Annotated in this window: 12 protein-coding genes and 1 pseudogene; 7 read left to right on the forward strand and 6 right to left on the reverse strand. The window is 73.8% G+C overall.

Annotated features, from left to right (window positions below):
- The coding region (locus tag MHW47_RS25955; protein ID WP_308381716.1) for a type ISP restriction/modification enzyme at positions 1-557 on the forward strand (557 nt) is incomplete at its 5' end.
- Between the two features lie 30 nt (positions 558-587).
- Here the strand turns inward: MHW47_RS25955 and MHW47_RS25960 are convergent.
- The 3 genes from MHW47_RS25960 to MHW47_RS25970 form a co-directional block, all read right to left on the reverse strand.
- Positions 588-1,196 (reverse strand): TetR/AcrR family transcriptional regulator, encoded by a 609-nt coding sequence (locus MHW47_RS25960; protein WP_239226191.1) that lies wholly within the window; start codon positions 1,194-1,196, stop codon positions 588-590.
- Positions 1,197-1,366: 170 nt separating this feature from the next.
- Complete coding sequence (locus MHW47_RS25965; protein ID WP_132903491.1) at positions 1,367-1,630, reverse strand: hypothetical protein; 264 nt, start codon at positions 1,628-1,630, stop codon at positions 1,367-1,369.
- Positions 1,631-1,824: 194 nt separating this feature from the next.
- The gene (locus tag MHW47_RS25970) at positions 1,825-2,607 is read right to left on the reverse strand and encodes an SGNH/GDSL hydrolase family protein (protein ID WP_308381717.1); all 783 of its coding nucleotides are present in this window, start codon (positions 2,605-2,607) and stop codon (positions 1,825-1,827) included.
- Between the two features lie 296 nt (positions 2,608-2,903).
- Between MHW47_RS25970 and MHW47_RS25975 the strand changes: the two genes are divergently transcribed.
- From MHW47_RS25975 to MHW47_RS25990, 4 genes are all read left to right on the forward strand, one after another.
- Positions 2,904-3,128, forward strand: a complete 225-nt coding sequence (locus MHW47_RS25975) for a hypothetical protein (RefSeq protein ID WP_239226193.1) — start codon at positions 2,904-2,906, stop codon at positions 3,126-3,128.
- A 248-nt stretch (positions 3,129-3,376) separates the two neighbouring features.
- The gene (locus MHW47_RS25980) at positions 3,377-3,916 is read left to right on the forward strand and encodes a TlpA disulfide reductase family protein (protein ID WP_239226194.1); all 540 of its coding nucleotides are present in this window, start codon (positions 3,377-3,379) and stop codon (positions 3,914-3,916) included.
- Complete coding sequence (locus MHW47_RS35985; protein ID WP_239226195.1) at positions 3,913-5,781, forward strand: ABC transporter ATP-binding protein; 1,869 nt, start codon at positions 3,913-3,915, stop codon at positions 5,779-5,781. The genes MHW47_RS25980 and MHW47_RS35985 overlap by 4 nt, the downstream gene beginning before the upstream one ends.
- Positions 5,778-6,221 carry a S26 family signal peptidase gene (locus MHW47_RS25990; protein WP_239226196.1) on the forward strand — a complete coding sequence of 148 codons (444 nt, stop codon included), beginning with the start codon at positions 5,778-5,780 and terminating at the stop codon, positions 6,219-6,221. The genes MHW47_RS35985 and MHW47_RS25990 overlap by 4 nt, the downstream gene beginning before the upstream one ends.
- Positions 6,222-6,268: 47 nt before the next feature.
- Here MHW47_RS25990 and MHW47_RS25995 read toward each other — a convergent pair whose 3' ends face one another.
- Positions 6,269-6,643 (reverse strand): GntR family transcriptional regulator, encoded by a 375-nt coding sequence (locus MHW47_RS25995; RefSeq protein ID WP_239226197.1) that lies wholly within the window; start codon positions 6,641-6,643, stop codon positions 6,269-6,271.
- A gap of 69 nt (positions 6,644-6,712) precedes the next feature.
- On the opposite strand from MHW47_RS25995, the gene MHW47_RS26000 reads away from it, so the two are divergent.
- Both MHW47_RS26000 and MHW47_RS26005 read left to right on the forward strand, forming a co-directional pair.
- On the forward strand, positions 6,713-7,633 hold the full coding sequence (locus tag MHW47_RS26000; protein ID WP_239226198.1) for a GNAT family N-acetyltransferase: 921 nt from the start codon (positions 6,713-6,715) through the stop codon (positions 7,631-7,633).
- Positions 7,614-8,111 carry a DUF402 domain-containing protein gene (locus MHW47_RS26005; protein ID WP_239226199.1) on the forward strand — a complete coding sequence of 166 codons (498 nt, stop codon included), beginning with the start codon at positions 7,614-7,616 and terminating at the stop codon, positions 8,109-8,111. Before MHW47_RS26000 ends, MHW47_RS26005 begins: the two co-directional genes overlap by 20 nt.
- A gap of 24 nt (positions 8,112-8,135) precedes the next feature.
- Here MHW47_RS26005 and MHW47_RS26010 read toward each other — a convergent pair.
- Positions 8,136-9,212, reverse strand: a pseudogene (locus MHW47_RS26010) (methyltransferase domain-containing protein); the annotation flags it as partial.
- Positions 9,213-9,290: 78 nt separating this feature from the next.
- The gene (locus MHW47_RS26015) at positions 9,291-10,184 is read right to left on the reverse strand and encodes a triacylglycerol lipase (protein WP_239226201.1); all 894 of its coding nucleotides are present in this window, start codon (positions 10,182-10,184) and stop codon (positions 9,291-9,293) included.
- Positions 10,185-10,378: the final 194 nt, after the last annotated feature.

A 10,378-nucleotide genomic window follows, 5' to 3' on the forward strand; every position in this document is an offset into this window, starting at 1 on the left:
GCTGGGCGGAGGGGGTCGAGCTGGGCCGGGAGCTGCTGCGCCTCCAGCTGCGCGGCGCGCGCGGGGCGGAGCGGCCCCGGCTGCCGGGCGGACAACGCCCCTACGTACGGGCCGCCGTGGGGCCGGACCCGCTGCCCGTGGTGTACGACGCCGAGGAGCGGGCGCTGCGCCTGGGCACGGGCCGCATCGCGCCGGTACCGGTGGGGGCGTGGGAGTTCCGGGTGAGCGGGGTGCGGGTGCTGGAGCTGTGGTGCGAGCGGCGGACGGCGGCGTGCGCTGCGGAGGCCGGGGGCGCGGGGCTGGAGGCGGTGCGGGCGCGCGGCTGGCTCCAGGAGTGGACCTCGGAGCTGCTGGAGCTGGTCTCCCTGCTCGCCCTGCTGGCCGGACTGCGGCCCCGGCAGGAGGCGCTGGCCGCCGCGCTGGCGGCGGAGCCGGGTATCGGCGCCGATGAGCTGCGGGCGGCGGGGGTGCTGCCGGTACCGGAGTCCGCGCGGCGGCCCGCGTCCGTGCTGGACCACCGCGAGGAGGGCCCGGACGGGCAGTTCGCGCTGCTGTGAGCGGGCTGCGGCGGGACGGCGGACGGGGGCTCAGTCCGGCAGGGCGGCGGGGCGGTCCAGGGCGCCCAGCAGCCGGACGAAGCCGGACTCCAGGAAGGCGGCGAGTTCGTCCGGGGCTTCCGGCTCCTCCAGGGGCCAGCTGGTGACCGCCTCCTCGGCGAAGGCGAGCCAGGCGCGGGCGGCCAGGGTGAGCCGGGGCGACGGCGGCATGCCGAGTGCGCGCTGCCCCTCCTCGATCCGGCGGGCCAGGGTGGCGCGGGTGGTCTCGACGATGTCCTCGACGGCGGGGTGGCCGCCGGCGGCGCCGCGGACCAGGGCGAGATAGATCCTGCGGCGCCCGGCGACGTACGCGACGAATCCGGCGATGAACGCGCGCGTCCGCCGGACCGGGTCCAGCGCGGCGTCCGGTTCGGTGGCGGCGGCGAAGTCGTCGCACACCTGGCGCACCACGGACCGGTAGAAATCGCGTTTGGAAGCGAAATAGTGGAAGAGCAGGCCCCGCGATATTCCGGCGCGGCGGGCCACGGCGTCGGTGGACAGCTCGTCCAGCGTGCAATCGGCGAGCATGTCCACGCCAATCGCCACCAATTGCGCCCGCCGCTCGTCGGGGCGCAGCCGGGCCGCTCGCTTCTCGGGCATGGGCACAGTGTAGAAGTATTTCGGCTCCGAATTACCTCCCCACCCGTCCGGGTGAGCCGGGCACGGTGCGTAACCGGGCCCGGACATGGCGACGCGCCACTGCCGCTCCGGGGATGACGGGAGAGCGGTCAGCGGCGCGCTGCGTGGATCAATCCTGGGCGGCCGTAGGGTCAGTGGCGGCTGCCGAAGAGGGAGCGCCGCAGCCGGCGCAGTGGTGCGAAGAGCGAGACCCGGGCGCTTCGACTGCGCCGGGTGTGCCCGGCGTCGCGCGAGGTCAGCTCGCGCATCAGCAGGGTCGCTTCCGCGGATTCGCGCTGCGGGACGACGGGACCGCCCAGCACCGCGAGATGGCGGTCGAGGCGCGAACTCGTCGCACCGCTCCCGCAGGTAATGGCAGGTACGCGCGCCCTGCTGCGTACCGTTATCTGTTCCATGTCACTCCCCACCCGTACGAGGGCACTTCGGCCGCAGGTTAACCCTATCCCCTGCCACCGACACTCGTGTATCCCGCCACCGGGATTACGCACACGTGTACGGAGGTTGACGCTCCGTCGGCGTCTGCGCCCGATTCCGGCCCCGGCCGGCCGGGCCCGCCGGGGGGCGCGCCCCTTCCGGGGCGCGCCGCCGCTCAGTCGAGCGCGTTGAGGACGGGCAGGTAGCCACCGGACTGGCCGGCCGCGAAGGGGTGGTACGACTCGCCGATGTTCAGCCAGTTGAGGCTGTGCAGCCAGGAGTCGCCGGAGCAGATCTCGTGCCCGGTGAACGCGGAGGTGACGTTGCCGAAGCTGAAGCCGTGGTCGGCGGCGCGCTTGGCGGTGGCCGCGTTGAGGTAGTCGGCGGCGCCGTTGATGGCACTGCGGACCGTGTCGTTGAGGCCGACGACACAGGAGCCGCCGATCTTGTAGAAGCGCGGGTAACCGAGGACGACGACCCGGGCGTTGGGCGCCTTGGACCGGATCGCGGAGTACACCGCGTCGAGCTTGCCGGGCAGCGTGTTGTCCACGTAGCTGCGGGCGGTCGCGATGCGGCTGAGGCAGGTGGACTGCGACTGCAGGACGCAGGTCGTCATGACGTCGGCGAAGCCCGCGTCGTTGCCGCCGATGGAGATGGAGACCAGGTCGGTCGAGGAGTTGAGCGGTCCGAGCTGACTGGCGGTCACGTCCCCGGTGCGCGCGCCGGAGCAGGCGGTGAAGGCGAAGGAGGAGGGCGCGTGGGCGGCGGCCCAGAGGGAGGGGTAGGCGCGGGTGCTGCGCTTACAGTCGCCGCTGGAGCTGATGTAACTCCCGGAGCCGACACCCGAGGAGTACGAGTCCCCGAGGGCGACGTAGTCCACGGAGGCGGCGGCGCTCGCACTGCCCGCCCCGGTCAGGGCGAGAACGGCACCGAGCAGGGCGGAGGACGAGAAGGCCACGAGTCTGGACAATTTCACGGGATCTCCCTTGGGCCGGCCGGCAGGATCTCTGCCTACTCAGTGGTAGCAGCGCGGACCGCCTTTTCGGAAGTGTTCATGCCAAGTCACTTGGATGAGCTTTCACCGAAGGTGACGTAACGGCCGATCGCATCAACTTCCCATTGCGGCAGCGGGGTTGCAGCCGCCCCACCCGGATGGTCTACTCCCTTGGTCTAGGCCAATGCCCCGCGGACCGGAGTCATCTTCTGCGTCTCCGGGCGCATTCGCGGTGGCACCGACGAGAAGAGGCGAATCCCGTGAAATTCCTTACCGGACTCGGCGACACCCTGCTCCGGAAACTGGTGCCCGAAGCCGAGGCGCAGGCCGCCTGTCCCACCTGTGGCACGGGCTGCACGTCGTACAAGGAGTACAAGTGCGAGATGGGCATCCGCCGGTTCGGGCGGTGCTGCTACCTCGCGGGCGGCAGCGGCTGCTCCGCCCCGTACTGCGGAGCCTGGGAGTTCTGCGGCAACAACTGCTGACCCGGGCCGCGGCCTGACCGGGGCGGCCGGGCGCTGACCGCCCGTCATCTCCGGCGGATTCCGACGAGGAGGGCCCGTGCCGCGTCCGGCACGGCAGCGGCCGCCGGGCAACCGCCCGGCGTGCCCGCCCGGTCCTCCTCGCCGGGGTTCCGGCCGCCGGGGGAACGCCATGGCCCATGCCGTACCGACCGTGCGATGGGCGCCCGACATCGTCGACCCAGTGAAGATCTCCTGAAAGAGGAACGGGCATGATCTACCTGACCGCCGGACTCGTGCTGGTGGGAGCCGTCACCGTGCTCAACCTGCTGCTGACCCTCGCGGTGATCAGGCGGCTGCGCAAGCACGAGGAGGAACGCCGGCAGAACTTCGTCCCGCTCGACTCCGGCCCGGAGACCGGCGTGCCGCTCCCCGCCTTCACCGCCGTCACCGTCGGGGGCGAGCCGGTCTCCGCCGAGGCGCTGACGGGCCGCCAGGCGGCGCTCACCTTCCTGTCCACGGACTGCTCCGCCTGCGTCACCGCGGTCAAGGACCTCCCCGAGTTCGCCCGGCGGACCGGCATGGACGCCGCGCAGATGCTGGTGGTCATCGCCGGGGACACGGCCGACGCGCGCCGGATGGCGGAGCCGCTCACGGGCATCGCGACCGTGGTCGTGGAGGAGACCGGCGGGCCGCTCTCGGCGCTCTACTCGATCCGCGCGACCCCCACCACCGTGATGACGGACCCGGACGGCACGGTCACCTACGCCCAGGCCGGCACCAACCCCGTGCTGGAAGGCCTCCCGGCGTGAGCGGCGGCCGGGAGCCGGCCGTGCACCGGCTGGGCGGTCCGCGCGGACTGGTCACCGGCGCCGGCGCGGCCCTGGCCCTGACCTGGCGGGCGGGCCCCGGCGCCTTCGCCTGCCAGGTCCTGCTCACCCTCGTACAGGGACTGCTCCCCGCCGCGGTCACCCTGTTCACCAAGTGGCTCTTCGACTCCGTGCAGTACGGCACCGAACCGGGCGGGCTGCCGCCCATGGCCCTGGTCGCGGCGCTCGGCCTGTGCGGCACCCTGCTGACGGTGCTGCCCTACGCCTCCGGCTACGCGAAGTCCCGGCTGCGGCGCGGAATCTCCTACCGGGCGCAGCGGGAGCTGTACGGCACGGTGGAGGGGTTCGTCGGCATGGCCCGCTTCGAGGACCCGGACTTCCTGGACCGGCTGCGGCTGGCGCAGAACTCGGCGACCGGGGCGCCCGACCAGATCACCACGGCGCTGTTCGGCCTGGTGCAGCAGGCCACGGCCGTGACCGGGCTGGCCGTGGTCCTCTCCGAGGTCTCCCCCTGGCTGACGGCGGTCACCGTCGCGGCGGCGGTGCCCGCGCTCGTCATCCAGGTGTCGCTCAGCCGCCGGCAGGCCCGGATGATGTGGACGATCAGCCCGCGCAACCGGCGCCAGTTGTTCTACCAGACCATGATGCTGGACCTGGCCGCCGTGAAGGAGGTCCGGCTGTTCGGCGCCGGCGGCTTCCTGCTGCGCCGGATGAGCACCGAGACCCGGGACATCAACGCCGCCGAGGAACGGCTGGACCGCCGGGTGCTGGCCTTCCAGGCGCCGACCTCCGCGCTGGGCGGGATCATCGCGGCCTGCGGGCTGGCGTGGATGATCCACGGCGCGCAGTCCGGCCGGTTCGGCGTGGGCGACGTGTCGGCGTTCATCGGCGCCTCCGCCGGGGTGCAGGGCGTGCTGGCCTCCGCCATCCTCCACGTCACCAGCGGGTACCAGGCGCTGCTGACGTTCCGTCACTACGTGGACATCCGGCGGCTGCCCGCCGACCTCCCGGTGCCGGCCGCGCCGCTGCCGGTGCCGCCGCTGCGCGACCGCATCGAACTGGACGACGTGTGGTTCCGGTACGGGGAGGACGGCCCGTGGATTCTGCGCGGGGTCAGCCTGACCCTGGCGCGCGGCGAGTCCGTCGCGCTGGTGGGGCTGAACGGGGCGGGCAAGAGCACCCTGGTCAAGCTGCTGTGCCGGCTCTACGACCCGACGCGCGGCACGGTCCGGTGGGACGGCACCGACATCCGGGAGATGGACCCGGCGCGGTTGCGGGAGCGGATCAGCGCGGTGTTCCAGGACCGGGTCGCCTACGACCTGTCGGTCACGGACAACATCGCGATGGGCGACCTGCGCCACCACGGCGACCCGGAGCGGATCGCCGCCGCCGCGCGCCGGGCGGACGCGCACGACTTCGTCTCCCGGCTGCCGCGCGGCTACGACACGATGCTGTCCCGGATCTTCCCCGAGACCGACGGGGAGGACCCGGACGCGGTGGGCGTCACGCTGTCCGGCGGGCAGTGGCAGCGCCTCGCCCTGGCCCGTGCGATGCTCCGCGAGGGCCGCGACCTGCTGATCCTGGACGAGCCGAGCGCCGGTCTGGACGCGGCGGCCGAACAGCACCTGCACGAACGGCTGCGCGCCCACCGCGAGGGCACCACCAGTCTGCTGATCTCCCACCGGCTCGGCACGGTCCGCCGGGCGGACCGCATCGTGGTCCTGGAGGACGGCCGCACCCGCGAGTGCGGCAGCCATGACGAACTGATGGACCTGAAGGGCGAGTACGCGAGACTCTTCACCCTCCAGGCGTCCGGATACACGAAGGACACGGAGGTGGAGGTGTGAGGGCCAGGGCGGGCGGACCGCTGCCGGCCGCGGCGGCCGGGGCGGTGCTGGTGGCCGGGCTCGGCGCGTGGTGGGTGCGGCGCACCTTCGTCGCCGTGACGGTGCGCGGGTACAGCATGATGCCGACCCTGAGCCCCGGCACCCGGGTGCTGATCCGGCGCGGCACGCGCGGGGTGCGCAAGGGCCGCATCGTGGTGGTCGCCTGCCCCGAGCCGGACACGGCGTGGCGGGGCAAGGCGCCGATCACCGGGGACCTGACGGCGACCGAGTGGTACATCAAGCGGGCGGTCGCCCTGGAGGGCGAGCCGTTCCGGGGCGAGCCGGTCCCGGCCGGCTTCCTGGCGGTGGTCGGGGACAACCGGTACAGCGACGACTCACGGCGGTTCGGTCCCTGCCCGATGGACCAGGTGCTGGGCACGGTGGTACGGACCCTGGGCTGACCGAGGGGGGCGGAGGGCTGCCGTCCGGGGCGCTCCCCGGGGGCCGCTCAGTCCGCGAAGACCGCCCGCACCGCGTCCTGCGCGAGTTCCAGGGCGCGGGCGCGGGAGAGGCCGAGGCGGCGGGCCTGTTCGGCGTACGCGCGGGCCGCCGCGGCGGCGTTGCGGTCGGCGGTGTCCCCGGCGGCGGCGATGAACGTGCCGTTGCGGCCCCGGGTCTCGATGACGCCGTCCGCCTCCAGCGCCCGGTATGCCTTGGCGACGGTGTTGGCGGCGAGGCCCAGTTCCTCGGCGAAGCCGCGTACGGTCGGGAGCCGGTGGCCGACCGGCAGCACCCCGGACCGGGCCTGCTCGGAGATCTGGGCGCGCAGTTGCTCGTACGGGGCGGTGCCGGATTCGGGGTCCACGGTGATGTTCGCAGTCACGGGCCGATTGTCCCCCACGCGCGGAAATCGGGAGGCGTGCGAGCCCTCGGCATCGGTACGTTCCTGGCCATGACTGTCATCGTGCGCGATTTCCGGCCCGCCGACGCCGAGGGGTGGGTGCGGGTGCGGCGCGCCGCCCTTCCGTACATGATCACCACGCCGGAGCAGGTCGCCTTCGACCTGGCCGCCGCCCCGGCCGGTCGCCGCTTCCGGCTGCTGGTCGCCGAGGAGGACGGCGAGATCATCGGGACGGCGCAGGTCGGTCTGGCCCACGACAGCCCCGAACCCGGGCAGGCGTTCTGCAATCCGTACACCCATCCGGAGCGGACCGGCCGGGGCGCGGGCTCGCTGCTGCTGCGCACCGCCGAGGAGTACCTGGCGCTCGCCGGCGCGACCGAGGTCCACGCCTGGGTCCTGGACACCCCCGGCGACCGGGCGTTCGCCGCGCGGCACGGCTACACACCGGGCCGGCCCGCCCACTTCCTCCATCTGGACCTGGCCGGCGGCGGGCTGCCGCCCCGTCAGGAGCCGCCGGCCGGGGTCGAGCTGCGGACGGCCGCGGACTTCGCCGACGACCCGCGCCCGCTGTTCGAGGCCGACGCCGAGACCACCGCGGACGAGCCCAGCGACACCCCGGCCCTGCTCGACGACTACGAGGAGTGGCTCGCCGGGACCTGGCGCGACCCCGGCCTCGACCGGGACCTGACCTCGGTCGTGGTGGCGGACGGCGAGGTGGTGGCGTTCAGCGCCGCGCGCACCGACGGGGTGGACCGCTACTGGTCCGGGATGACCGGCACCCGGCGGGCCCACCGGGGCCGGGGCTTCGCCAAGCTCGCGAAGAACGACTCGCTGCACCGGGCGCGCGCCGCCGGGTACACCGACGCCTACACGGGCAACGACGCCGCCAACGCGCCGATGCTGGCGGTCAACCGCTGGTTCGGCTACGAGATCTGTGCCACGGAGGTACGCCATGTCCGCCGCTTCGGCTGACGCACCCCTGACCGTGGTCCTGGTCAAGGCCGGCAGGACCAAGATCCGGTATCCGGCGGTGCCGGTCGCCGACGACGGCGTCCGGGTGACGGTGCGGGCCCTCTGGGCGGCTCCGGGCGTCCGCGACTTCGGGTTCGTGCGATTCGAGCCGGGCGACGTCTTCACCGAGCACTACTGGCGCGACGCGTGGTTCGCGGTGAAGGAGGTCCGCACGGGCGCGGGCGCGCTCAAGGGCTGGTACTGCGACGTGACCCGCCCGGCCGTGCTGCGCGACGGCGAACTGCTCGTCGAGGACCTGGACCTCGACCTGTGGGTGTCGGCCGACCGGTCCGCCGTCCTGCGCCTGGACGAGGACGAGTTCGCCGCGAGCGGCCTGGCCGGCCGCGACCCGGAGGCGGCCCGCGCCGCCCTGCGCGCCCTGGACGAGCTGGAGCGGCTGGCCCGCTCGGCGCACGGCCTCGCCCCGCTGCTGGCGTGAGGGGCGCGGCGGGGGTCAGCGCTCGCTCGCCGGCAGCACGACCGCCCGCCGCCGCCCGGGTTCGTACCCGATCGGGTCGGCGTCCTCGTGCCAGTGGACCATGAAGCGCTCGCCCGCCCGGTAGCCGTCGAGGCCCGCGCGGCAGAAGGCAACCATGTCGTCGGGGAGGGCGTCCAGCGGATACCAGTCCAGCTCGGAGCACTTGTCGGGTTCGCGGTTGTACGGGGGGTCGGCCGGGTCGTACGCCGCCTCGAAGAACCAGCCGGTGCGGGGAGCGCCGCCCGGTCCGCGGTGCTGCATGACCAGAGCCGCCCGCAGGTCCTCCGGTGCCAGGGCGACCCCGATCTCCTCGGCCGCCTCCCGGATCACCGCGGCGCGCACGTCCTCGCCGTCCTCCACGTGGCCGGACGGGGCGTGCAGGAGTCCGTCCGCGTATCCCGTGCCGGAGCGGCGGGCGAGCAGCACGTCGGAGCCCCGGCGGAGGATCAGGTGGACGTCCACCACCTCGGTGTGGCGGCGGGGGCGGCGCACGCGGGCGACCAGGGCGTAGCGCTCGTCGTCGACGTCCTTGCCCCACAGGTCGCGGTCGGCGGACAGCGGCTCGTGGTGGACGCGGTCGGTGAGCGGGGCGAGCAGCGCGGTGAGGTCTCCGGGGGGCAGGCCGTCCCCGTTCCACACGCCCTCCACCAGGACGATCCTGCCGCCGGGCCGCAGCAGCCCGGCCCAGTGGCGCAGGGCGGCCGCCGGGTCGGGCAGCAGCCACACCACGTGCCGGGCGAGCACCACGTCGAAGCGGCGGGCGCCGACGGGCGGGCGGGCCGCGTCGCCCAGCAGCACCTCGGCCCCCCGGCCCGCGAGCTTGGCGCGGGCGCGCTCGACCATGCGCGGGGAGCTGTCCACGGCGGTGAGCCGGTGGCCCCGGCCGGTCGCGAGCAGGGCCAGGCTGCCCGTACCGCAGCCCAGGTCGAGCACGTCGGACGGTTCGGCGGGCAGCCAGTTCTCCATCCGCCGCGCCCAGGCGGCGCGGACCACCGGGTCGAGCAGGCCGTGGTCGGCCTCCTCGTCGAAGGTGGCGGCGGCAAGGTCCCAGTCGGTCGTCATGGTCCGATCGTGCCGGACGCCACTGACAACGGCCCCGTCCCGGCGGGACGTAACCCGGCCGGGACGGGGGGGCGGCCGTCAGCCGATGACGGAGGCGCAGGTGGTGCGGGTGGCGTGCGCCGGGTCCAGGGCGTTGGCCACCTCGTGGTAGGCGATCCGGTCGACGGTCCCGATCGCCACGTGCTCGGACAGGTCGAGCGGGCACAGGTCCTGGAGGAGGACGTTGCGCACGTTCGGCCCGTCCAGGTACTGGGTGCGGTACGGGGTGACGACCTCGTCGTAGCGGGTGGCGATGACGGTGTAGCGCACGCCGGGCACGGTGTCCGGCAGGGAGTTGAGCTTGGTGAGGAAGGGCGATCCGGCCACCTGGTCGGCGAGTCCGGGCGTGCCGGCCTCGATCAGGTCGCCGACGCCGGGGAAGTAGGGCAGGAGCCGGGTCAGGCCGAGCAGGGTGGTGCCGTGGTTGTCGGGGGCGATCCCGATGAGGGCGTTGACCTTGTCGGCTCCGCCGAGGAACTTCAGGTAGTAGTGGGGCATCATGCCGCCCTGGGAGTGGCCGACGATGTCGGTCTCGGCCGCGCCGGTGGCGGCGAGCACCTTGTCCACGAAGGCGGCGAGCTGTCCGGCCGACTTGTCGATCGGCCCGAGGCCGTGGAAGAGGGGGACGCCGGGCAGCTGTCCGTAGTCGAGCGAGTAGACGCAGTAGCCCCGGTTCACCAGGTAGGGGGCGAGGACGAGCCAGTTGTCGACCGAGTTCCCGAAGGTCCCGTGGACGAGGACGACGGGGCGCGGGTGGGCGGCGGAGGGCTTGCAGGAGTAGTCGTTCCAGCCGCGCGAGGTGGTGGCCGTCGCGGTGGCGGGGGCGGCCGCCGCGGTCGCCGTGGGGGTGGCGACCGCGGCGACGGCGAGGAGCAGGGCGGCGAGCGTCCGGCGGGCGCGCGGGGAGCGCGGCGCGCGGGTCCAGGGCAGCATCGTGGGGGTCTCCTTGCGGCTCAAGGGGGTTGCGATGGCTGTGCACCCTGCGGCCCGGACCACAAGTTTCCGCAGCACTTCTGCGTGCTCATGCCAAATTACGCATGAGTAGGGTCAGGTGGGAAGTTACGCGTCGGTAAAAAGTGGGCGGCCGGCTCCGCTCCCCGGGCCGGAGCCGCCCCCGGCCGCCGCTC

The organism is Streptomyces sp. OfavH-34-F (assembly GCF_022347745.1).
GTDB lineage: Bacteria > Actinomycetota > Actinomycetes > Streptomycetales > Streptomycetaceae > Streptomyces.

What these genes read in the sequence shown, in the direction of transcription:
- MHW47_RS25960 (WP_239226191.1), bottom strand. Translation starts at nt 1,196, where the DNA reads ATGCCCGAGAAGCGAGCGGCCCGGCTGCGCCCCGACGAGCGGCGGGCG.
- MHW47_RS25965 (WP_132903491.1), bottom strand. Translation starts at nt 1,630, where the DNA reads ATGGAACAGATAACGGTACGCAGCAGGGCGCGCGTACCTGCCATTACC.
- MHW47_RS25980 (WP_239226194.1), top strand. Translation starts at nt 3,377, where the DNA reads ATGATCTACCTGACCGCCGGACTCGTGCTGGTGGGAGCCGTCACCGTG.
- MHW47_RS26000 (WP_239226198.1), top strand. Translation starts at nt 6,713, where the DNA reads ATGACTGTCATCGTGCGCGATTTCCGGCCCGCCGACGCCGAGGGGTGG.
- MHW47_RS26005 (WP_239226199.1), top strand. Translation starts at nt 7,614, where the DNA reads ATGTCCGCCGCTTCGGCTGACGCACCCCTGACCGTGGTCCTGGTCAAG.
- MHW47_RS26015 (WP_239226201.1), bottom strand. Translation starts at nt 10,184, where the DNA reads ATGCTGCCCTGGACCCGCGCGCCGCGCTCCCCGCGCGCCCGCCGGACG.